The 21295-nt window shown below is 71.9% G+C and carries 25 protein-coding genes and 1 riboswitch; of the genes, 12 read left to right on the top strand and 13 right to left on the bottom strand.

The window, feature by feature from the left end; translation table 11 throughout:
- The first annotated feature begins 5 nt into the window (after positions 1 to 5).
- Positions 6 to 1256, top strand: a complete 1251-nt coding sequence (locus AB0J66_RS07995) for an Nramp family divalent metal transporter (RefSeq protein WP_364657056.1) — start codon at positions 6 to 8, stop codon at positions 1254 to 1256.
- Here the strand turns inward: AB0J66_RS07995 and AB0J66_RS07990 are convergent.
- Entirely contained in the window at positions 1233 to 1664 is a 432-nt protein-coding gene (locus AB0J66_RS07990; protein ID WP_364657053.1) for a DUF3253 domain-containing protein, read from the bottom strand. The genes AB0J66_RS07995 and AB0J66_RS07990 overlap by 24 nt on opposite strands.
- A gap of 57 nt (positions 1665 to 1721) precedes the next feature.
- Positions 1722 to 1949 (bottom strand): hypothetical protein, encoded by a 228-nt coding sequence (locus tag AB0J66_RS07985; protein ID WP_364657051.1) that lies wholly within the window; start codon positions 1947 to 1949, stop codon positions 1722 to 1724.
- A gap of 65 nt (positions 1950 to 2014) precedes the next feature.
- Here AB0J66_RS07985 and AB0J66_RS07980 point away from each other — a divergent pair, with 65 nt between their 5' ends.
- On the top strand, positions 2015 to 2341 hold the full coding sequence (locus tag AB0J66_RS07980) for a TetR/AcrR family transcriptional regulator C-terminal ligand-binding domain-containing protein (RefSeq protein ID WP_364657048.1): 327 nt from the start codon (positions 2015 to 2017) through the stop codon (positions 2339 to 2341).
- Here AB0J66_RS07980 and AB0J66_RS07975 read toward each other — a convergent pair.
- The gene (locus tag AB0J66_RS07975; RefSeq protein ID WP_364657046.1) at positions 2319 to 3257 is read right to left on the bottom strand and encodes an LLM class F420-dependent oxidoreductase; all 939 of its coding nucleotides are present in this window, start codon (positions 3255 to 3257) and stop codon (positions 2319 to 2321) included. The two genes, AB0J66_RS07980 and AB0J66_RS07975, sit on opposite strands and share 23 nt — an antisense overlap.
- Before the next feature lie 74 nt (positions 3258 to 3331).
- Between AB0J66_RS07975 and AB0J66_RS07970 the strand changes: the two genes are divergently transcribed.
- Both AB0J66_RS07970 and AB0J66_RS07965 read left to right on the top strand, forming a co-directional pair.
- The gene (locus tag AB0J66_RS07970; protein ID WP_364657043.1) at positions 3332 to 3925 is read left to right on the top strand and encodes a TetR family transcriptional regulator; all 594 of its coding nucleotides are present in this window, start codon (positions 3332 to 3334) and stop codon (positions 3923 to 3925) included.
- Positions 3926 to 4000: 75 nt separating this feature from the next.
- Positions 4001 to 6097 (top strand): DUF6055 domain-containing protein, encoded by a 2097-nt coding sequence (locus tag AB0J66_RS07965; RefSeq protein WP_364657041.1) that lies wholly within the window; start codon positions 4001 to 4003, stop codon positions 6095 to 6097.
- A 15-nt stretch (positions 6098 to 6112) separates the two neighbouring features.
- Here AB0J66_RS07965 and AB0J66_RS07960 read toward each other — a convergent pair whose 3' ends face one another.
- Positions 6113 to 7021, bottom strand: coding sequence for a LysR family transcriptional regulator (locus AB0J66_RS07960; RefSeq protein ID WP_364657039.1), 909 nt, complete (start codon positions 7019 to 7021; stop codon positions 6113 to 6115).
- 82 nt (positions 7022 to 7103) lie between these two features.
- Between AB0J66_RS07960 and AB0J66_RS07955 the strand changes: the two genes are divergently transcribed.
- From AB0J66_RS07955 to AB0J66_RS07945, 3 genes are all read left to right on the top strand, one after another.
- Complete coding sequence (locus tag AB0J66_RS07955) at positions 7104 to 7910, top strand: SDR family NAD(P)-dependent oxidoreductase (RefSeq protein WP_364657037.1); 807 nt, start codon at positions 7104 to 7106, stop codon at positions 7908 to 7910.
- Between the two features lie 111 nt (positions 7911 to 8021).
- The gene (locus AB0J66_RS07950) at positions 8022 to 8996 is read left to right on the top strand and encodes an alpha/beta hydrolase (protein ID WP_364657035.1); all 975 of its coding nucleotides are present in this window, start codon (positions 8022 to 8024) and stop codon (positions 8994 to 8996) included.
- Between the two features lie 40 nt (positions 8997 to 9036).
- Positions 9037 to 10140 carry a helix-turn-helix domain-containing protein gene (locus tag AB0J66_RS07945; protein ID WP_364657033.1) on the top strand — a complete coding sequence of 368 codons (1104 nt, stop codon included), beginning with the start codon at positions 9037 to 9039 and terminating at the stop codon, positions 10138 to 10140.
- Positions 10141 to 10542: 402 nt separating this feature from the next.
- On the opposite strand, the gene AB0J66_RS07940 is transcribed toward AB0J66_RS07945, so the two are convergent.
- The gene (locus AB0J66_RS07940) at positions 10543 to 11439 is read right to left on the bottom strand and encodes an LLM class F420-dependent oxidoreductase (RefSeq protein WP_364657031.1); all 897 of its coding nucleotides are present in this window, start codon (positions 11437 to 11439) and stop codon (positions 10543 to 10545) included.
- A gap of 66 nt (positions 11440 to 11505) precedes the next feature.
- On the opposite strand from AB0J66_RS07940, the gene AB0J66_RS07935 reads away from it, so the two are divergent.
- The 3 genes from AB0J66_RS07935 (at position 11506) to AB0J66_RS07925 (ending at position 13699) form a co-directional block, all read left to right on the top strand.
- Complete coding sequence (locus AB0J66_RS07935) at positions 11506 to 12258, top strand: (2Fe-2S)-binding protein (protein ID WP_364657029.1); 753 nt, start codon at positions 11506 to 11508, stop codon at positions 12256 to 12258.
- A 57-nt stretch (positions 12259 to 12315) separates the two neighbouring features.
- A complete protein-coding gene (locus AB0J66_RS07930; protein WP_364657028.1) occupies positions 12316 to 12681 on the top strand; it encodes a hypothetical protein in 366 nt (121 codons plus the stop codon).
- 184 nt (positions 12682 to 12865) lie between these two features.
- A riboswitch (cyclic di-AMP (ydaO/yuaA leader) is annotated at positions 12866 to 13022 on the top strand.
- Between the two features lie 2 nt (positions 13023 to 13024).
- A complete protein-coding gene (locus AB0J66_RS07925) occupies positions 13025 to 13699 on the top strand; it encodes a transglycosylase family protein (protein ID WP_364657025.1) in 675 nt (224 codons plus the stop codon).
- Here AB0J66_RS07925 and AB0J66_RS07920 read toward each other — a convergent pair.
- From AB0J66_RS07920 to AB0J66_RS07885, 8 genes are all read right to left on the bottom strand, one after another.
- Positions 13681 to 14466 carry a hypothetical protein gene (locus AB0J66_RS07920; protein WP_364657023.1) on the bottom strand — a complete coding sequence of 262 codons (786 nt, stop codon included), beginning with the start codon at positions 14464 to 14466 and terminating at the stop codon, positions 13681 to 13683. The genes AB0J66_RS07925 and AB0J66_RS07920 overlap by 19 nt on opposite strands.
- 66 nt (positions 14467 to 14532) lie before the next feature.
- Positions 14533 to 14817: a hypothetical protein gene (locus AB0J66_RS07915; RefSeq protein ID WP_364657021.1), complete on the bottom strand. Its 285-nt coding sequence runs from the start codon at positions 14815 to 14817 to the stop codon at positions 14533 to 14535.
- Between the two features lie 53 nt (positions 14818 to 14870).
- Entirely contained in the window at positions 14871 to 15920 is a 1050-nt protein-coding gene (locus AB0J66_RS07910; RefSeq protein WP_364657019.1) for an amidohydrolase family protein, read from the bottom strand.
- The gene (locus AB0J66_RS07905) at positions 15917 to 16426 is read right to left on the bottom strand and encodes a hypothetical protein (protein WP_364657016.1); all 510 of its coding nucleotides are present in this window, start codon (positions 16424 to 16426) and stop codon (positions 15917 to 15919) included. The genes AB0J66_RS07910 and AB0J66_RS07905 overlap by 4 nt, the downstream gene beginning before the upstream one ends.
- A complete protein-coding gene (locus AB0J66_RS07900) occupies positions 16423 to 17100 on the bottom strand; it encodes a hypothetical protein (protein ID WP_364657014.1) in 678 nt (225 codons plus the stop codon). The genes AB0J66_RS07905 and AB0J66_RS07900 overlap by 4 nt, the downstream gene beginning before the upstream one ends.
- 5 nt (positions 17101 to 17105) lie before the next feature.
- Entirely contained in the window at positions 17106 to 18407 is a 1302-nt protein-coding gene (paaK, locus tag AB0J66_RS07895) for a phenylacetate--CoA ligase PaaK (protein WP_364657013.1), read from the bottom strand.
- A 94-nt stretch (positions 18408 to 18501) separates the two neighbouring features.
- Entirely contained in the window at positions 18502 to 18963 is a 462-nt protein-coding gene (locus AB0J66_RS07890) for a VOC family protein (protein ID WP_364657010.1), read from the bottom strand.
- On the bottom strand, positions 18960 to 19511 hold the full coding sequence (locus AB0J66_RS07885; protein WP_364657008.1) for a DinB family protein: 552 nt from the start codon (positions 19509 to 19511) through the stop codon (positions 18960 to 18962). The genes AB0J66_RS07890 and AB0J66_RS07885 overlap by 4 nt, the downstream gene beginning before the upstream one ends.
- Positions 19512 to 19573: 62 nt before the next feature.
- Here AB0J66_RS07885 and AB0J66_RS07880 point away from each other — a divergent pair, with 62 nt between their 5' ends.
- Together AB0J66_RS07880 and AB0J66_RS07875 are read left to right on the top strand one after the other, a co-directional pair.
- Complete coding sequence (locus AB0J66_RS07880; protein ID WP_364657006.1) at positions 19574 to 20521, top strand: WYL domain-containing protein; 948 nt, start codon at positions 19574 to 19576, stop codon at positions 20519 to 20521.
- A gap of 52 nt (positions 20522 to 20573) precedes the next feature.
- Entirely contained in the window at positions 20574 to 21236 is a 663-nt protein-coding gene (locus AB0J66_RS07875; protein WP_364657003.1) for a carboxypeptidase-like regulatory domain-containing protein, read from the top strand.
- Positions 21237 to 21295 lie beyond the last annotated feature (59 nt).

Raw genomic sequence — 21295 nt, 5'->3', positions numbered from 1 at the left:
GACCGATGAAGGGCGACGGCCTGGCCGTCGCCCTCTCCCGCGGGCGCGTCCGCGGCACGATCGCCCTGCTGGGCCCCGCGTTCGTCGCCGCGGTGGCCTATGTGGACCCCGGCAACTTCGCCACCAACTTCACCGCCGGCGCGCACTACGGATACACGCTGATCTGGGTCATCGTGGCGGCCAACGGCACGGCCATGCTCGTGCAGTACCTCTCGGCCAAGGCCGGCGTCGCCACCGGCCAGGACCTGCCCGAACTGTGCCGGCGGCATCTGCCCCGGCCGGTCTCCCGCGGCCTCTGGGTGCAGGCCGAGATCGTCGCCATGGCCACCGACCTGGCCGAGTTCGTGGGCGCGGCGATCGGCCTCTACCTGCTCTTCGGCGTGCCCCTGTTCGCCGCCGGCCTGATCACAGCCGTCGTCGCGTTCGCCATCCTGTCCCTCGAACAACGCGGCTATCGCCGCTTCGAACTGGCGATCGCCGGCCTGCTGGGCATCGTCCTGCTGGGTTTCCTGTACGACCTGCTGGTCGTCGGCGCCTCCCCGGCCGGCATCGCCTCCGGGCTGGTCCCGCGGCTGGCCGGCAGCGACAGCGTGCTCCTGGGCTGCGGCATCATCGGCGCCACGGTCATGCCCCACGTCGTCTACCTGCACTCGGCCCTGACCAAGGCCCGGGTCGCCTGCCGCGACGACGCCGAACGCTCGGAACTGCTCCGCTTCCAGCGCCTCGACGTGCTCATCGGCCTCGGCGCGGCCGGCCTGATCAACCTGTCCATGCTCGTCGTGGCGGCATCGCTGTTCCACGACGCCGGCGTCCCCTTCGCCGAGGGCGACGCCATCCAGTCCGCCCACAACGGCCTGGCCGCCATGGTCGGCGGGGGAGCGGCCCTGGCCTTCGCCATCGCCCTGCTCGCCTCGGGCCTGTCGTCCTCCAGTGTCGGCACCTACGCCGGTCAGATCGTCATGCAGGGCTTCATCCGCCGCCAGATCCCGCTCTTCCTCCGCCGCGCCGTGACGATGGCCCCCGCCCTGCTGGTGCTCGGCCTCGGCCTGCCACCCACCGACAGCCTGGTCATCTCCCAGGTGGTGCTGTCCTTCGGCATTCCGTTCGCCCTGATACCTCTGCTGATGCTGACCCGCCGCCGCGACATCATGGGCGTCTTCGTCAACAACCCCTGGACGAACGCCGCCGCCGCCACGGTCGCCGCCCTGATCATCGGCCTCAACGCGTTCTTGTTACTCGAGACCTTCGTCCTCTGACCCCCACGCCGGCCCGCGAGCAAGCCGAACCGGCCCCACCGCAGTCTCCACATCCACGTCCTCACCACGCTGACGGACGACGATGATGCCGTCCCGCGCCAGCTCGCCCGCCACCTGCCGCGCCGCGTCCATCAGATCCCGCCACGACCCCCCACCGGCCACCCTGGCCGCATCACTCGGGCAGATGGTCGCCTCGGGCCGGCGATGCCGCAGCAACGCCCGCATGGAGGCCGCCAACCGCTCCCGCCCGGGCTGGTCCCGATGTCCCAGCGCAACCTCGGCGTCGTTCACCCGGTCAGCGGCCGCCTCCGGATCGCCCACGGCAAGCTCCCGAGCGGCGGTCAGCTCCTTCATCAGCTCCCGCCGCAACGGCTCCGGCACTCCCGCAGCGTCATCACCCACACTCACCGACCCATTATCCTGGGCGAACGTCATCGCGCGACCGGTGCCGAACGGCTGGCCGGATCAGACGGCGATCACGCCGGCCAGGCCGATCAGGGTGATGACGACGCTGCTGACGAACAGGGCGGGGTTGTGCGCGCCCCACCAGCGGATGCGGCCCCGCGCGCAGCTGGGCACCTCGTCGGGGCGTACGACCCGAAGGGCAACGGCGTTCAGGACGGCGACCAGGATGCCCAGCACGCCGAGGCGCAGGACGAGGGCGGCCAGCTCGCCGAACGTCGTTGCTTCCATACGGTCATCTCACTCGCCGCCTCCGCGTTGTGGTGTCTCATCCTGAGACAGTCTCAGCGGGCGATGTGGCCGCCGCCGACGCCCAGGCTCAGCTGGCGGCGGTGCTGGGCACGCTCACGCTCTACGGCGACGCCAGCGTGGTCGCCGGAGCCATGAGCTCCCGGGGTGAGGCCGGCCTGGCCGACCTGCGCGACATTCTGCACCCGTGGCTCGAGTGCCTGGTCACGATCCTCGACCGCGGGGTGGCGACGGGGAAGCTGCCGCGCGACTTCCCCGTCCACCTCACCGCCCAGTCCTGGCTGGGCTACATCGTCCACCGCGTCGTGTTCCTGCAGGAGGTCGTCGAGCCCGGCGACCCGCAGACGCTGATCAGGCGGTCACTAGCGGCTTGAGGGCCTCGCCGACCGCCGTGACCACGCCGGGGCGGTGGCCGTTGCGGATCAGGTTGATGGTGAGGCCGTCGATGCCGGCGCCGAGGACCTTCTCCTGCAGCTTCTCGGCCACCTGCTGCGGCGTGCCGGCGAAGGCGCGGGCCCGGCGGTCCTCGGGGATGCCGGCCTCGAACTCCTTGGCCTCCTGCTCGGTCTCGCCGACCAGGCCCATGGCCAGGTACGAGGTGGCCAGCGTGGCCGGGTCGCGGCCGATCTCCTCGCACCGCTGCTTGAGCACGGCGACCTTGCGGGGCAGGTCGTCGAGGTCGCAGATGATGTTCATGTGGTCGGCGAAGCGGGCCGCCAGCCGGAACGTCTTCTGCTCGCCGGAGCCACCCAGCATGATCGGCACCGTGCGCAGCCGGGGGTGGTTCATCGCCCCGCGGGCCTGGTACCACTTGCCGTCGAGGGTGGCCTCCTCACCTTTGAGCATCGGGGCGATGATGTTCAGGGCCTCCTCCAGGCGCTCGAAGCGCTGGCCGAACGTGCCGAACTCGAAGCCGTAGTCGTGGTGCTCGCGCTCGAACCAGCCGGCGCCGATGCCGAGGACGGCCCGGCCCTTCGAGATCACGTCGAGGGTGGTCACCGTCTTGGCCAGCAGGGCCGGGTTGCGGTACGTGTTGCCGGTGACCAGCGTCGACAGCTGCACCGTGGACGTCGAGGCGGCGAGGGCGGCCAGCGTCGTGTAGGCCTCCATCATCGGGTTCTCCGGCGTGTTGATGCCGGGCAGTTGGTAGAAGTGGTCCATCACCAGCACGGTGTCGAAGCCCACGGCCTCGGCCTCGCGGGCCTGGGCGGCGACGGTGTCGAAGAGGTCCTCGACCGGGACGCCGGGGTAGGTGAAGTTCGGAATCTGGTAGCCGAGCCGGATGGTCACGATGTCTCCCGAGCGCGATATGTAAGAGGGCTCTTACTCCGGTAATGTAAGAGACCCCTTACATGGAGGCAACCGTGACGCGCTACCACCACGGCGATCTCCGGGCGGCGCTGGTCGAGGCGAGCTTCGAGTCGCTCGCCGAGTGCGGGCTGCAGCGCTTCTCGGTGGCGGCGGTCGCCCGGCGCATCGGCGTGAGCTCCGCCGCGCCGTACCGGCACTTCCCGGATCGGGCCCATCTGCTGAGCGCCGTGTCGGCGGCGGCCGCGCGTGATCTGCGTACGGCCATCGAAGCCGCCGCCGGCGAGGCGGAGAACGACCCCGTCGCCCGAGTGGCCTCCGTTGCCGGGGCCTACGTCCGGTACGTCGCGGGGACGGGCGCCGGGATGAGCGTCATCTTCGCCGCCGAGCTGTACCAGGTGCCCGACGACACCCGCCGGTCGGAGACGCGGGCCCTGATGACCACGCTGCTCGACCTGGCCACCGCCTGCGCGGATTTCCCGGCGGCCGTACGCCTTCTCGAGGCGACACTGGCGGTGGCCCACGGCTACGTCTCGCTGTATGCCGAGGGATTCTTCGCGCGCACCGACCGTTCGCTCGGTGAGATCGCCGACCGGGCCGTCGACGCGGCGCGCGCCCTGGCCGAAAACGTTTTCGTTCAGCGGCATTGACACCGATCAATCAGCACGTCAGGATGGGCGTCGGCCATCGTGGGGGCCTTTTCGCCGTCCTGAAGGGCTGTCCCCATGTCCCGCCTGTTCGCTCTGGTCGCCGCGGTGGTCCTCGCCGTCGTCGGTGTGCCCCAGCCGGCGCTCGCCGCCGCCAAGACCGTCTACCTCCCCGCCTCATGGAAGAGCACCGGGGAGGTGCCGTGGAGCCAGGACCGCACGCGGGAGTCGGCCAACTTCATCCTGCTCTGGGGCGAGAAGGCGGGCACCGACCCGGTCAGCGCACCCTCGCCCTACACGTTCGACCCGAACGACATCCTGTCTCAGCTGGAGTCGCTGTACTCCTACTACGTGAACACGATGAAGTTCACCCCGGAGACCGGTGCGCTCGCCACCTACAAGATCGACGTGATCGTCACCCAGACCTGGAACCGCACGGAGCTCGACGCCTGGGCCACCGGCGGCAGCGCCGACGGCAAGGTCGGCGTCATCAACATCGCGCCGGCCGCGGCCCGGCCCGGGTCGTGGGGTCTCGCCCACGAGCTCGGCCACGTGTTCCAGAACCTGACATTCCTGGGACGGCAGGGGTACGGCTTCACGGACGCGTCCGCCGGCACGTTCTGGGAAGCCGGCGCCGAATACATGGCCATGCAGGTCTATCCGGACGGCGGGGCGGGTGACCTGACGCGCTTCCTGCGCACCGAGAACCTCGCCTACTCGTCCAGCCGGCACCACTACGGCGCCTGGATGCTCATCCAATACCTGGCCGACCGCAACGGTGGCGTGTCCATCTTCAACCGGCTGTGGAACGAGGCCCGCTCCACCGAGCATCCACTGGAGACGTACCGGCGCCTCAGGGGCTTCAGCCAGGAGCAGCTCAACGCCGACCTGGCCGGGTACGCGCAGCGGCAGGTCACGTACGACTACAGCAACAAGAGCCACTTCCAGCGGTTCGCCGACAGCGTGTACGGCGCCGGCTTCATCAACGCGTACAACGGGGTCCCGGTCGACGCGGTCGGCCACCACTACGCGATCCCGCCCGCGCTGGCGCCCTCCGACTACGGCTACAACAAGATCAAGCTGGTGCCCACCTCGTCCCTCGTTCAGCTGCGCTTCAAGGGGCACGTCGACGCGGCGGCCGGATCCGGGTGGAGCTACGGCTTCGTCGCGCTGAAGAACGGCACACCCCGGTACGGCCCGGTCTCGACGGCGGCCGACGGGCAGATCTCGATTGAGCTCCAAGCGGGGGAGACGGAGCTCTATCTGGTCGTGCTGGGCGCGCCCACGGCCGTGCACCACTACGGTTTCCTCGACGGCTACACCAAGAACTACCGCTACCCGTACGAGTTCTCGGTCGCCGGCGCCACCCCGTCCGGTCACGAGCCCGGCTACACCAAGCCGGCCGCCACCGGGGGCGGTCACTGGCACAGCAACGGCGGCGGCTGGGTCGACAACCGCGCCACCGTCGCCTCGACCGCCTACGTCGGCCCCCGCGCCGCCGTCTTCGGCGCCAGCACGGTCGGCGGCAACGCCCGCATCGAGGGCCTGGCCTGGGTCAACTCGGGCGCCCGGATCAGCGGCAACGCCGTCGTCAAGGACAACGCCCTCATCCAGGGCGGCGCCGACCTGTTCGGCTCCATTGTGGTCGGTGGGGATGCCGAGCTGGCTTCCACCTGCGGTTCCGGCACCTACCTACTGTTCAACCCCAGCCGTACGTGCGACGGCCGCCCCGGCGAAACCGACGTCAACCCGTCCTACACCCCGTTCACCGACGCCGAGATGGCCATCACCGCCACCCCCACCCCGACGCCGACGACCCCGGCCATCACCGCCACCCCCACCCCGACGCCGACGACCCCGGCCACGCCGACCACGCCCGCACCCGCCGGCGCGTGTTCGGCCCGGCTGGCCGTCACCGGCACGTGGACCAACGGCTTCCAGGGCGAAGTGACCATCACCGCCGGCGCCACCGGAACTACCGCGTGGACCGCCACCTGGCCGCTGGCCTCGGGCCAGCGCATCCTCCAGTCCTGGGGCGCCACCGTCACCACGAGCGGCACCACCGCCTCCGCCCGGAACGCCGCCTGGAACGGCACCCTGTCCCCGGGCGCCACCACAACCTTCGGCTTCATGGGCGAAGGCGCCGCCACCACACCCGCCCTTTCCTGCACCTGATCCCGGCCGCGCTGGTCAGCGGTCGGCGATGGTGCGGGCCTCCGCGAACAAGGCCGAGCGGACGGCCGCGGACGGGCCGGTGAGGGCGCCGATGCGGGCCAGCAGCAGCGAACGGCCCGTCCAGCCGGGGTCGTCCACTTCGACGGCGACGACGCTGTCGGGCAGGGCACCGGCGCCCAGCGTGGGCACGGTGGTGATGCCGAGGCCGGCCGCGACGAAGCCGAATCGGGTCGACCACTCGCCCAGCTCGGCCACCACCTTCGGCTGCCGCAGCGTGGGCCACGGCCCGAACTGTGGTTCGCCGCGAGCGCCGCGCCCGGCGATCCACTCCTCGTCCTCCAGGTCGGCCACCGTGACCCGCTCGGCCCGGGCCAGGCGGTGCCGGCGGCCGACGGCCACCAGGAGCGGGCCGGCCGGCAGCCGTTCGGTCTCGACGCCGGTCAGGTCCCAGCCGGGCAGGCCCTCACCCGACGCCAGCAGCGCGAGATCCAGGCGGCCGGCCCGCAACCGCCGCAACTGCACCGGCGTCGACGACTCCAGGAACTCGATCTCAACCGAGGGGTACGCGGAACGCACGCGCGCGACCGTCCGGGGCACCAGCCGCATCGCGGTGGTGGGAAAGCCACCGAGCACGACCCGGCCCCCGATCGGCGCCGCCAGGTTCGCCAGCTCGCGCCCGGCCGCGTCGAGCTCGTCGAGGACCGTGACGGCCCGGGCCGCCAGCCGGTGCCCCGCCTCGGTCGGCTCCACTCCACGCGGGCCGCGGCGGAACAGCTGAGTGCCGGCGGCCGCCTCGAGCGCGGTGATCTGCTTGGAGAGCGCCGACTGGGTGAACCCGAGCCGCTCCGACGCGGCGGTGAGCGACCCGGTCTCCAGGACCGCCCGCAGCGCCCGGAGCAATTGCGGATGAACATCGAGGCTCATGCCGCCAGTATGCCTGTCTGGAATACCTGATCTGCCAGACATTCGCTGGTGGCATGGAGCGATCTGCTCTTGACTCAAGGGTATGAGCAAAGTCTGGTTCTTCACCGGTACGTCCAGCGGCTTCGGCCGCCTCTGGGCCGAGGCCGCCCTGCAGCGAGGCGACCGCGTCGTCGCCACCGCTCGGAACATAGCTCCGCTCGACGACCTCGTCGCCCGCTTCGGTGAGTCCGTCCTGGCCCGGGAGCTCGACGTCACCGACCGCGAAGGTGTCTTCGCGGCCGTCGAGGACGCGGTCCGGCGCTTCGGCCGCATCGACGTCGTCGTCAACAACGCCGGCTTCGGCCACGTCGGCATGGTCGAGGAGGTCACCGAGCGCGAGCTGCGCCAGGAGATGGAAACCAACTTCTTCGGCACGGTCTGGGTGACGCAGGCCGTGCTTCCCGTCCTGCGCCGGCAGGGCAGCGGGCATCTGCTGCAGGTGACCAGCGAGGGGGGCGTCCGGGCCTACCCCGGCTTCGGCGCCTACCACGCCTCCAAGTGGGCGGTCGAGGGCCTCAGCGAGGCGCTCGCGCTGGAGACCGAGGGTTTCGGCTTCCACATCACGATGGTCGAGCCGGGGCCGTACGCGACCGACTTCGCCTCGCGCGGTCTGCGGACCAGCGCTCCGCTATCCGACTACGACCGGGCCCGTGAAGCGACCGCGCCGGAGTTCCGGGTGGGCGACCCGGCCGCCACCGTGCCGGCCATCTTCACCCTCGTCGACGCCGCCGATCCGCCGCGCCGACTCATCCTGGGCGACGTCTTCCCGGAGATCGAGGCCATCTACGAGGACCGCCTGAAGACCTGGCGCGACTGGCAGCCGATCACCCGCGCCGCCTTCGGTGCGTGAGGAACCGGCCGGATCCGCCGGGTGGCGGGAAAGTTCCGCCGCCCGGCGCTCGATAACGGCGGGGGCCGGGACCCAGGATGGGGGAAACATTCCCGCAACAAAGGGGTTCCCGTGACGACCGTTCTGCCGCCTCCGCCGTTCGATCCCGAGCTGGCCGCCGCGCTCGACGTGATCAGCCAGCAGCTGCCGTCGGCGTGGACCGCCGAGATGATCCCGTCGATGCGGGAGGGCGGCGTCATGGCCGACCTCAGCGACGAGCAGCTGTCCCGCGACGGCACGTTCACCGTGGCCCGCCGCCTGGTGCCCGGCCCGGCCGGCGACCCCGACGTCGAGCTGCTGATCCTGACCCCGGCCGGCGCCACCACCGCGCTGCCGGGCATCTACCACACGCACGGCGGCGGCATGATCGTCGGCAACAACCGGTCCGGCGTCGACGCGCTGCAGGACTGGGCCACCGAGGTGCCGGCCGTCATCGTCTCGGTGGAGTACCGCCTCGCCCCCGAACACCCGCATCCGGCACCGGTCGAGGACTGTTACGCCGGCCTGGTCTGGACCGCCGCCCACGCGGCCGAGCTCGGCATCGACCCGGCCCAGCTGGTGATCGCCGGGGCCAGCGCCGGCGGTGGTCTCGCCGCGGCCGTGGCCCTGATGGCCCGCGACCGGGGCGGCCCCGGCCTGGCCGGCCAGATGCTGCTCTGCCCGATGATCGACGACCGCAACGACACCCCGTCGGCCCGGCAGATGGCCGGCCTGGGCGTCTGGGACCGCACCGCGAACGACACCGGCTGGACCGCTCTGCTCGGCGACGCCCGCGGCGGCCCCGACGTCTCCCCCTACGCCGCCCCGGCCCGCGCCACCGACCTGTCCGGCCTGCCGCCCGCCTTCATCGACGTCGGCTCGGCCGAGACCTTCCGGGACGAGGACGTCGCGTACGCCGGCCGCATCTGGCAGTCCGGCGGCCGCGCCGAGCTGCACGTCTGGCCGGGTGGCTTCCACGGCTTCGACGGCCTCGCCCCGCAGGCCGCCATCTCCCAGGAGGCCCGGGCCGCCCGCCTGCGCTGGCTGAAGCGGCTGCTGGGGGTCTGAGACCTGGTCACGACGGCGGCGGCGGGGGAGGATGACGAGGGTGAAAGACCTTGCCGTACGCCTGGCCGCGCTGGACCCCGATGCCGGCGCGGCGGTACGCGTCATCGCCTACTTCGACCGGCTGGCCGAGGAACGGGCCGGGCTGCGCGCCATCGTCCGCGGCGCGGCCGTCCTGGCCGGTTGCCCGGCCCGGCTGGACGACGACGAGCGCCACGTCCGGGTACGGGTCGAGCCGGACGGCTCCTCCGCCTCCGGTGGCCCCGCCGACCCGATCTGGATGTCGGCGCCGGTCGGCGAGGGCGCCACCCTGTCGCTCGAGCGGCCCGGCACCCCCGGCCCGATCGAGGCGATGGTGCTGGAGCGGGCGGCAGCGGCCGCCCGCGCGGTCCTCGACCGCACCCGCGGCCACGCCGCCCGCCCCGACCCGGCCTCAGCCGAGCTCGCCGTCGACCGCGAGGCCCTCGAGCCCCTCCGCCTGCGCGCGGCGTCCCGCCTCGGCTTCCACCCCACCGACGCCGTACGAGCCGTAGCCCTCCCCGGCGGCATACCCCGCCTCATCCCGGCGGCGAGCCCCCCGAACCCGCCGGCTCGGGGTCCCGCCGCGCCGTCGGACGGCGTGCCGCGTGTGGTCCCGGCGGTGAGCCCTCCGAACTCCCCGCACGGCGACGGCGCTCGCCGGGGTGATCCGGCCGATGTGCTCGCCGCCGAGCGGGCTGGTGTCGGCCCGGCCGTGCTGGTGAAGGATTTGCCGGAGTCCTGGGCCGCGGCGCAGGTCGCACTCCGCTTCACCGCCGAAGACACCGACCAGGACCCCGGCCGTCGCGTGGTCCACGCCGAGCAGCTGGGGGGCCTGGTGCTGCTGGCCCCGGCGATCGGACCCGCCACGGAGCCCCACCCGGACGTCCGGGCCCTCGAGCGGGCCGCCGCGTCGGCCCCCTGGATGCTGCGCACCCTGGACGCCGTGGCCGAGGCGGCCAGCCTGCGCGCGGCCGCCTCCGCTCTGCGTGTGCACCACTCCACGCTCCAGGACCGTCTCGCCCACTCCCAGCCCCTGCTCGGCTGGGATCCGCGCGAACCCCAGGGCCGCCTGCGCCTCCAACTTGCGCTGGCGCTCCGCCGCCTGCACCGGAACCCGGTCTCCTGACTCCCCGCGCGGCGCGCCTGGTCGCGCCCCGGCGTGAGCGACATCCATCGCCCCGCCCCGCCGCGCCCCGTGAGGGAGGTCCGCGTGCTCCTGTCGGCCCGGTAGCGCCTTCGCCGTGAGCGAGGTCTACGGCATCCGTGGCCACGGTCGTGCCCTGGCATGAGCGACATCTCGTCGTCTCGGCCGCGCCCCGGGTAAGCGAGGTTCGCGGCATCTTGTCGTCCCGGTCGCGCCGCCGTGAGCGAGGTCCGCGACATCCGCCGCCCCCGTCGTGCCCTGGCACGAGCGAAATCCCGCCGTGGCGGCCGCGCTGCCGGGGTGGGCGAGGTCCGGCGCATCCCGTCGCGCCGGCCGCGCTTCCGGCGTGAGCGAGGTCTGCGACAGCGGGGGCGGCGGTGGGAGTCAGTGGAGGTTGGCGTCGGTGGCGGCGGACATCAGGGCGGCCGCGGTGTCGGTCAGCTCGGCGAGGGACGACAGCGCTGACGGCAGGGTGACATAGACGTGGTCGACGCCGGCTTCGGACAGGGCGCCGATGTCGTCGATGAGCTGGGGGATCGACGGGGTGGTGGCGACGCCGACCTGGAAGATGCAGGAGATCGCCGCGGGGTCGCGGCCGGCGGCGGAGGCCATGTCGCGGAGGCGGCCGAGGGTGTCGGCGACCTGCGGGGGCGGGGTGGCGGTGGGCAGCCAGCCGTCGGCGCGGCGGGCGATGCGGCGCAGTGCCGGCTCGCCGCGGCCGCCGAGGAAGAGCGGGATGCGCCGGGTCGGTTTCGGGTTGATGCGGGCCGATTTGATGTGGTACCGGCCGTTGTCGAAGGAGACGGGGTCGGGGGACCAGACGGCGTCCGCGACGTCGAGGAACTCGTCGAGGGCGGCGCCGCGCTCGGTCAGCGGGCGGGGAGCGGTGGCTTCGAATTCGTCGATGGACCAGCCGGCGCCGAGGCCGGCGATGAGGCGGCCGTTGCCGGCGGCGTCGAGGGCGGCGAGGGTCTTGGCCAGGCGGACGGGCAGGTGCAGCGGCGGTACGAGGACGCCGGTGCCCAGTTCGGCCCGCGACGTCACGGCCGCCGCCAACGTCAGGGTGACCAGGGGATCCGTCGTGTAGCCGTACCGCTCCGGCCAGGGGACGTCCGGCATTCCGTACAAACCGTGGGAGCCGCTCTGGTCCTCCGGTGTCAGCACCCGTTCGTACGCCCACAGGCTGTCGAAGCCGAGGTCTTCCGCCGCGCGGGCGAACGCGGTGACGTCGTGCGCTAGGTCGTATGTGGTGGTCTGCGGGAGGTTGACGCCGATCTTCACCTGGTCAAACTAGCGTCCACTGCGGAGCGTCGGATACCGCAGGGGCGCGGCGGGTATACCTGAGCGGTGGGAGATCTCGTGGACGCGCCGATTCTTGCCGCGATCGCGGGTGGGTACGGCTCCAGTACCCGGGTGCCGGGGCTCGCGGCCGATCTGCTGGTGACGGATCTCGATGGCTGGATCCCGGCCGGTGATTTCGCGGGGGACGGCGTCGAGGTGCTGCTCGAGGCGGGCCGCCGGCGCTGGCGGGCCGCGCAACCGCACGTGTCGGCGGCGCTGATCTGGAAGGCGTACTCCTACTGGCTGGGGGTGCCCGCCGTCTTCGGCTGGGTGGCCGCGCGCCGGGTGCCGCATCTCACGACGGCCCAGGTTCTGGTGCGGTTCGACGACCGGTACGCCCCGGCGCGGCTCGGCCTGCGGGAGGACATCCCGGTCTCGGTGCTGCCGGACGACCCGCTGGCCGGCCGCGGCGAGCCGCGGGTCTCCGTGGTCAGCGACGAGGCCGCCTTGCTGGCCACCCTGCGCCGGACCCTGCTCGACGAGCACGTCACGCCGCTGCTGGACGCGGTCCAGGGCGCGGCCCGGGTCAGCCGCCGCCTGCTTCTGGGCTCGCTGTCGGCGGGTATCGCCCACGCGGCCCAGCGCGCCTCGACGGTGGCGGGCGCGCCGCCGGGGGAGACGACCGGCCAGGTGCTGCGCATGCTCGACGTGGCCCACCTGGTCGACTGGAACACCGAGCGGGTGCGCCGCCGGACCTGCTGCCTGGCCTTCACGATCCCGCATCAGCGGTTCTGCGCCGACTGCTCGTATTGGAAGTGATGAAGCGTTGAACCCGACATGGGAGCGCTCCCGTATGGGTAACCGGGAGGCATGCTGATGGCGCTGTTGCTGGATCTCGCGAACATTCTCGGCGGTTTGCTGCTCGCCGCGGCCCTGCTGCGGCAGATTCCGCGCGTCGGCGGCGGGTTCGGCACGTTCGCCGACCGGGTCGCGCCGTGGGGCTGGGTGGTCGGCGTCGTGGCCCTGGTCGCCGGCGGTTACTACCTGCTGGTCCACCTCTTCGACGGGCCGCACGTCTTCCACTTCGAGGTGGTCGGCATCGCGGTCGGGGTCGCCCTGCTGTGGGACCGGCTGACGGGCCGCAAGACCGCGGAGGCGCCGTTCGGGCGAGGGCTGCTGCTGGCCGTCTTCGGCATCATCGCCGTTGTCGTCGGGCTCCAGGGCCTGGTAACGCCGGACTGATCGGCCTGGTCGCAGCCTTGATCGGTGATCACGGCAAAACGGGGCAGAACCGGGCGCATTCCCCGGCCGGGCGCACTGAGAACAACGTCACGATCGCCCTTCGTGGCTTTGCCGAGGGTCGATCGGCGTGGTTACGGTCGGCCGGTCCCACGATCGTGGGCACCGCGGGCGGAACGCCGAGTCCTGCCGCCGCCCGACGGAATTCAACTCAGGCATGGAGCGGGGGACCCAAACGTTCTCCGGCACGCCACCGCGCGTGCCTCGGGGTGAAGCCGCCTCGCGCGGCCGGGCACCTCAGCCCGAACCCGACAGCTCACCTCGTAGGCGTGGAGGTTGTTCTTCCATGGCACAAAACCGTAAGCACACCGTCGCGCTCGGCCTCACCACCGCCGGCGTGGCCGGAGCGTTCGCCCTCTTCGGCGCGGCCCAGCCGGCCCAGGCCGCGGGCAGCGTCAACTGGGACGCCGTCGCCCAGTGCGAGTCCGGCGGCAACTGGAGCATCAACACCGGCAACGGCTTCTACGGCGGCCTGCAGTTCACCAAGAGCACCTGGAAGGCCTACGGCGGCGGCAAGTACGCCAGCACCGCCAACAAGGCGAGCCGGGGCGAGCAGATCGCGATCGCCGAGAAGGTCCTCGACGGTCAGGGCATCGGCGCCTGGCCGGTCTGCGGCAAGAAGGCCGGCTCGTCGAAGAGCTACAAGGGCACCAACACCGGCGGCGCCTCGGAGAAGAAGTCGTCCTCCACCGCCAAGAAGTCGACGACCAGCAAGAAGTCGGCGACGCACAAGTCGGCGACGACGCACAAGTCGTCCACGACCCACAAGTCGACGACCGCCGCGCCCCGGAGCACCACGAAGACGACCGGCGACTTCTACATCGTCCGCGCCGGCGACACCCTGGCCAAGATCGCCAACCGCTACCAGATCGACGGCGGCTGGGAGCGGCTCGCCGAGCTCAACAAGAGCATCATCGACGACCCGAACCTGATCTTCCCGGGTCAGCGCATCGCGATCTGAGCAAGGCTCCCCGCAGCGAGAACCACCCGGCGGCTCGCCCGGACCTCGGTGCTCTTCCGCACCGGGGCCGAGGCCGCCGCCAGCATCGCGGCCGCCTGCGCCTCGTCGCGCAGGCTGCTCGCGGTGCTGCGGGCGAGCGAGACATCGTGCCAGGCGGCCGACTCGGCGGCCGTGGCCAGCTCGTACCGCTGACGCAGCCACGCGGCCGAGGCCCGGGCGATCACCAGCTCCTGCTCGACCTGGTGGAGCCGGGCGTCCCAGCCGTTGCGCTCGGCCATCGCGTCGGCCAGGGCCGAGGCGGGCAGCTCCCCGCGGCCGACGGCGGCCTCGACGGCCCGGTGCAGGAAGCTCTCCCGGTCCGCGTACTCCGCGCAGGTCCGGGCCGACCAGGGCGTGCCCCAGACGGCGCCCGCGGCGGCCCGGCGCACCCGGGCGTCCGCCTCCAGCCAGGCGTCGTAGGCGACGTTGACCGCCTGGGCGGCCTGCTCCCAGACCTCCTGCCAGCGGCCGGCGCTCGCCGCGGCGCGCTCGGCCGCCACCTGGATCTCGGAGGCGAACTGCGCCGCCTGGGCGGCCTCCTCGGCCTGGCGGTTCTTGAAAGCGCTCCGGGCCCGCAGCACGGCCACGGTCTCCTGGGCCGCCTTGCGCGGGTGGCGCATCGCCTGCGGGCTGCCCAGCAGGAGCAGGGCCGGCAGGGTGAGCAGCATCAGCGTGGCCCAGATGGCCGGCGCCGGTGAGGAAACAAGCATCTCCGCTACAACGTTCATGATCGTCAATCCGTCCGCGTGTCGAGTCCACCGTGGGCAGCTGCGATCAGCGCGGGAAGGCGCTGATCAGGCGGACGCGGCCGGAGGCGCGCGAGAACCGCGGACACCCGCGGTGAACTGTGTGCTGAGGACGGTGGCGCGGTCGATCGGCGCCTGCTCGGACTCCGCGGACTCGTCGGGCTCGGTGAGCGAGGACGAGGGATCGGACACAGCGGAGGAGGAGACAGCGGCCCGCGGGGAAGACGTCGCGGACGGCCGCTGCGGCGTGGCGACCTGCGCCAGCAACACGAACAGCAGAACGGACAACAACGAGCGCAGCAGGAGTGTCCTGCGGTCGCCGGTCGTCGTCATGGACCCAACATAGCGAGCCATGGGAGATCTTGCCCGCCCGCCACACCGCCACGTCAGAGTGACGGCCGCCGCGTCAGCCGCCGCCGCTTGGCCAAACGCCCAGGTGGCAGCGCGAAGAGCCGCCGGGCGTTCGACTCCGCGAAAGCACGGAAAACCGAAGGCGCCAGGCGCTGCGCCAGCCGCAGGAGACCGGTGTTGTAGTTCTCGGTCATCTCGATGTTCGGCGGCCGCCGTACGAAGTGGTCCGGCCCGTCCGTCGCCGCGTCCGAGCCGAACAGCACCCGCTCGGGCCCGACCTCGTCGATCAGGCGCTCGGCCTCGGCCGACCGGCACCAGGACGTCTCGAGGTAGAGGTTGGGCAGGGCGGCGGCGTGCCGCGCGGCCCGCCGCCGGCCCTCGGGCGGCCCGAGATACGTGTGGTAGAGCACGAACCGCACTGCCGGGAAGCGCTCGGCCAGCCGCCGGATCAGGTCGGGATCGGCCGGCCCGGGCGCGCTGTGCACGGTCACCGGGACGCCGGCCTCCTCGGCCACGCGAAGGTACGGGTCCAGACCTGGCGTGTCGGCCGGATACCCGTCGTACGCCGGGTGGAGCTTGAGCCCCGCCGCGCCGGCGCCGAGCCGCCTGCGGACGCCGGCCGGATCGGGCCCGCCGGGCCGCACCCAGACCAGCGGGGTGAGCCACGGCGTGGCCTCGGCGACGATCTCGACCAGGTCGTTCTCGGTCCAGCAGACCAGCGCGTGGGTCATGCCACCGGAGAAGGCGGCCGTGCGCAGGCTGTCGAAGCCGAGCTGCCCGCCGCCGGGGGCGCGGACGTGGGTGTGCGCGTCGACCGGGTCGAGGGAGATCCAGAGCCGGTAGTCCGCCCCGTCGTTGTTGTCGCACTGCTCGGATCGGGCCGAGCGCACCACGCAGTCGACGACGTGGCGCCCGCCGACCGGCACGGCGGCGAGCCAGCCGGCGTCGTCGCGCTCCATCGGCACGTCCTGCGGGGACGACCAGCCGTCGTACCCGTAGTGCAGGGTCAGGGGGCCGTCCAGGGCGCCGGTGTAGCGGATCAGGCCCTTCCCGGCCCACCGGATCGGCCGGTCGTAGCGCCTCACAGGGTGATGGTCCAGCCGTGACCGCCGTTGTCGTCCCAGCGTTCGCCGTCGCCCACCAGGAGATGAAAGCCGTAGCGGACGGTGCTTCCGCGCACGCCCCACACCAGCCCCCGGAACACGTGCGGCACGTCCGTGACCCCACTGGTGTAGTTGGGCACCGGCGAGTCGGCCTCGCTCCAGATAAAACCCACCGAGCTGTACGCGCCGGTGGCGTCATCGAAGACGACCTCGCGGGCCACGATCGGCTCGGTGAAGACCGGAGACGTCGTACGGTCGTGCTCGCCCACCACGAAGAAGAAGTGGTGCAGCGAGAACTCCGTCGAGCCGTCGACCGTCCGGGGCACTTCGAAGACGGCGCTTCTAGAAGGACCGGGCGACAGCACGACCTGCTCGGCCCCGGCCCAGTCGGGCGGCACGCCGGTGGGGGAGCAGGTGTAGTGGGCCTGCACCATGGCGATGCCGGGCACCGGGTCGATCCACGTCTTGCGCAGGCCGAAGACGCTCACAGGTGGTGGTACCAACAGTTGCCCCCTCCCGGCGCCGACGTGCCGTCCGGCCCCAGCCAGGTCTCGTTCTTCTCCTCCGGCGGGAACATCCGCCCGACGTGGTACTGCTGCACGAGGGTCGCCCCGCGCGGGCCCCACATCCGCGAATGGAACCGGTGCGGCAGGTCGAGCCCGTACAGCATCTGGTATTTCTCGTGGTGGAAGCGCTCCTTGTCCTGATAGGTGTAGTAGTTCTTGGCCTGGAACTCGGAGTCCGGCGGGATCCGCGGGTCCTCCATCGGGCTGTAGACCGGCGCCACCCAGTCGCCCACCGCCCAGTAGATGCAGATGTGGGTGATCCAGCCGTTCTCGTCGGTGTACTCGAGGTCCCGGTAGACGATGTCCTCGGTGAACAGGTCGGTGGTCCAGCGGTGGCCGCCCTGGAACACCTCGAAGTAGTAGTGGAAGCGGTACTCCGGCGCGGACCGGCCGCTTTCCAGATCCCGGACGCCGCGGGGCATCCGCAGCACCTTCAGCCGCTGCCTCGGGTACCCGCCGAGGTCCTGCAGCACCCGCGTCTCGTGGCCCCAGCTCCAGTCCGGCCACTGGCCCGGAGGCGTTGCCGCGTAATGGATCAGGACCTGTTCCACGTCGTCCTGCCGGTCGGTCCAGCCCTTCGGGTAATACCAGCTCATGAGCCTCAGCGCTCCCTTCGGTCGACCAGCCTCTGGATCTTCCCGGCCGAGCGGGCGAGGGTCTCGGGCTCGGCCACGACCACCTCGACGCTGGTGCCGACGGTGTCCTTCACGGTCCGGGCCACCTGGGCCCCGGCCGCCTCGCGCCGGTCGCCCGGGCAGTCGGGCCGGGCCTCGACCTGGACGGTCAGGTGGTCCATCCGGCCGCGGGTGGTGAGCACGAGCTGGAAGTGCGGGGCCAGCCCGGGCGTACGCAGGATGATCTCCTCGATCTGGGTCGGGAAGAGGTTCACCCCGCGCAGGATGATCATGTCGTCGGAGCGGCCGGTGATCTTCTCCATCCGCCGCATCCCCGGTCGCGCGGTGCCCGGCAGCAGGCGGGTCAGGTCGCGCGTGCGATACCGGATGATCGGCATCGCTTCCTTGGTCAGCGAGGTGAACACCAACTCGCCCTCCTCCGCCGGCTCGCCGGACTCGGGGTCGAGGATCTCCGGGTAGAAGTGGTCCTCCCAGATGTGCAGGCCGTCCTTGGTCTCCACGCACTCCTGGGCCACGCCGGGCCCGATCACCTCGGAGAGGCCGTAGATGTCGACCGCGTGGATGCCGGCCCGCTCCTCCATCTCCAGGCGCATCTGCTCGGTCCACGGCTCGGCCCCGAAGATGCCGATCTCGAGGCTCGACTTGCGCGGGTCCAGGCCCTGCTTCTCGAACTCGTCGATGACCGTGAGCATGTAGGACGGCGTCACCATGATGACGCGCGGCTGGAAGTCGGTGATGAGCTGCACCTGCCGCGGCGTCATCCCGCCCGAGACCGGGATGACCGTGCAGCCCAGCTTCTCCGCGCCGTAATGGGCGCCCAGACCCCCCGTGAAAAGCCCATAGCCGTACGCGTTGTGGAGGCGGTCCCCGGGCCGCGCGCCGGCCGCCCGGATCGATCTCGCCATCACGGTCGACCACGTGTCGAGGTCGCGCTCGGTGTAGCCGACCACCGTGGGCCGGCCGGTCGTCCCCGACGACGCGTGGATGCGCCGCACCCGGTCGCCGGGGACGGCGAACATGCCGAACGGGTAGTTGTCGCGCAGGTCGGCCTTGCTCGTGGTCGGGAACTTGGCCAGGTCGGCCAGCTCGCGGCAGTCGTCCGGGTGGACGCCGGCCGCGTCGAACGCCCGCCGGTAGTGCGGCACGTTGTCGTACGCGTGCCGCAGCGTCCACCGCAGCCGCCGTAGCTGGAGTTCCCGCAGCTCGTCCGCGCTCATCCGCTCGGTGTCGTCGAGCTGGGCGGGGTCGGGCGCGTCGCCGAACGTCATGGGGGGTCCTCCGATCGGGTGCTTCCCCCACGTAATCCCCAGGAAACGCGGTTCGCAACTCGGAGGACCGATCCCGCACAACCGGGCAAGGCGGTCAGTCCAGGCAGAACTCGTTGCCCTCGGGGTCCGCCATCACGATGAAGCCGAAGCTCAGCGGGGGAGCGGGCTCCTCCCGGCGCAACCGCTTGGCGCCGAGCGCCACCAGCCGGTCGTGCTCGGTCTCGAGGGCGGCCATCCGCTCGTCGCCCCGCAGGCCGGGTGCGGCCCGGACGTCGAGGTGGACGCGGTTCTTGACCACCTTCTCCTCGGGCACCTGCTGGAAGAAGACACGCGGCCGCGTACCGCCCGGATCCTCGATCGCGGACTGGCCGTTGCGCCGTTCCTCGGGCACGCCGAACCGGTCGAGGGCCTCCTCCCACGCGGCCCAGACGTCCGCGCCCTCGGGCAGCTCCACGCCCGGCGGCGCCGGCACGACATAGCCGAGGACCTGCCGCCAGAACTCGGCTTGAGCCCTGGGGTCGCGGGCGTCGAAAGTGACCTGGAATTCGCTGCTCACAGGTTTGCTCCGTTCGCGTGGAGGTAGAGGTCCCGTAGCAGGCAGACCTCGGACAGATGGTGGATCAGCTCCCGGTTGATGTGCAGGACGAGCTCGGCCATCGACGCCTCCGGGTACGGCTCCTTCGGGCCGACCGGCTGCTGGAGATCGGCCGCGGCCACGCCGGCCAGCCAGACCGCCAGCTGCTCGTCGAGCTGCCGCCGGGCCTCGGCCGCGCTTCCGGCATAGTTCCAGGTCTCGTACGCGGCCGCGGGCGCCCCGAAGTGCGCCGCGTTCCGCATCGCCAGCACGCCGACGATCACGTGCCCGAGCTGCCAGGCGATCGAGGTGACGGGCGCCGGCACCGGCTCCGGGAAGGCGAAGTCGATGGTGAAATCGCCCGAGCCGGCCTGTACGGGCGCCGTCGACGTGCCGCGGGGCCGCACGTTCCAGACGTCCTTGACCGGCTCCCAGAAGTACTCGTCGTCGGTCAGCCCGTCCAGCCGAGGGCCGACCTGGTTCTCCCAGTGCCATTCCCACTGCTCACGAAGTACGCGGTTGAGGTCCATGCCCTCACCCTGCCATCCCAGGCGGACAGGATCGGTCCGCTATCTCTGCCAAGGTGGGTGACATGGACACGACCGAACGGGTGCTCACCCTGCTCGGCCTGCTGCAGCAGCGCCGCGTCTGGACCGGCCCCGAGCTGGCCGGCAAGCTCGGCATCACCCCACGCACGGTGCGCCGCGACGTCGAGCGGCTGCGCACGCTGGGCTACCCGGTCAACGCCGGCCAGGGCGCCGGCGGCGGCTACCAGCTCGGCCCCGGCCAGGCGCTGCCGCCGCTGCTGCTCGACGACGAGGAGGCCATCGCGACCGCCGTCTCGCTGCTGGCCGGGGTGGGCGGGGAGGCCGGGCTGCGCGCGCTGTCGAAACTCGACCAGGTGCTGCCGGCCCGGCTGCGGCCGTCGGTCAAGGCGCTCTCCGGCTCCGTCTCGTCCTTCGGCGGCGCCCGCCTGGCCGGCGACCCGGAGGTGCTGATGACCCTCGCGCGGGCCTGTCGCGACCATGTGCTGATCGACTTCGCGTACCCGTCCGGGCCGCGCCGGGTCGAGCCGTACAGGCTGGTCGCCTCGGACAAGCGGTGGTACCTGTTCGCGTACGACCTGGGGCGTGACGACTGGCGGACGTTCCGGGTCGACCGGATGAGCGAGGTGGGTGCGCGGACGTGGCGCTTCACCCCGCGCCCGGCGCCGGACGCGGCGACGTATGTCCAAGAGGGAGTGGCGAGCCGGGTCTACAAGCATCAGGGCCGGTTCCTGGTGCATGCACCGGCATCCGTGGTGCGGGCAGCCGTTCCGCCCTCCGCGGCGGCCGTCCACGAGCGCGACGACGGGAAGTCCGAAGTGGTCAGTGGGGCCGACAATCTCGACTTCATCCTCATGCACATGGTTCTGCTGGGACATGACTTCGAGGTCCTGGATCCCCCCGAACTGTCGGAGAGGTGTCGATTGGTAGCGGCTCGATTGCTCGCAGCTACCGGTTTCGTGCCACCTGCCGACGACATCGACTCCGCTCGCTGACCTTGCCGCATAGCGTTCCTCGCACACCACTTCTTCACGGGGGAGACCGAAAGTGCACCGTCGTCAAGTCATCACCACCGCCCTGGCCGCCATCGTCGCCACCACCGCCTTCGCCGCCCCGGCGCAGGCCGCCGAATCCGATGGAGACACCGGCGTCATCACCGGCCTCGTCACCACCCCGAACGGCCGTCCGGCCGCCGGCATCACCGTCACCGTCGACGACACCGAGATCGCCCGCCCGTTCACTACCACCACGGCGGCCGACGGCCGCTACTCCATCGAGGTGCCGGCCGGCGACGCCTACGTCGTCAGCTTCGTCAACGGCCACCTGCGGCAGTACTCGCCGCGTGTGACCTCCTACGAGCAGGCCCGCGTCTACACCGTCGTCGAGGGCCGCAAGCTGCGCGTCAACGAGCGGCTGCTGCGGACCGCGACCCTGACCGGCCACCTCGCCGACGAGAACGGCGCCCCGGTGGCCGGGGCCACGGTCGGCATCATCAACACCGAGACCGCCAACGAGTTCCAGACCACTACCGCCGCCGACGGCTCCTTCCGCTTCGAGAAGCTCGCCCCCGGCTCGGTCAAGGTCTCCTTCCACGCCCTCGACGGCCGCCGCCAGTGGGCCCACCAGAAGGCCACCTACGACGAGGCCGACGCCTACACGCTGCGCCTTGGCCGGGTGACCACGGTGAACGACTCCCTGCTGGCTCAGTAACCGACGGACGAGAGCGGGGGTGGCCGGTTCGGCCGCCCCCGCTCTCGCGTACGTTCCAG

It is taken from the genome of Actinoplanes sp. NPDC049598 (genome assembly GCF_040675435.1).
Lineage (GTDB): Bacteria > Actinomycetota > Actinomycetes > Mycobacteriales > Micromonosporaceae > Actinoplanes.
Note: the sequence above shows the minus strand (reverse complement) of the source record. Positions and strands in the feature narration are given on the sequence as shown.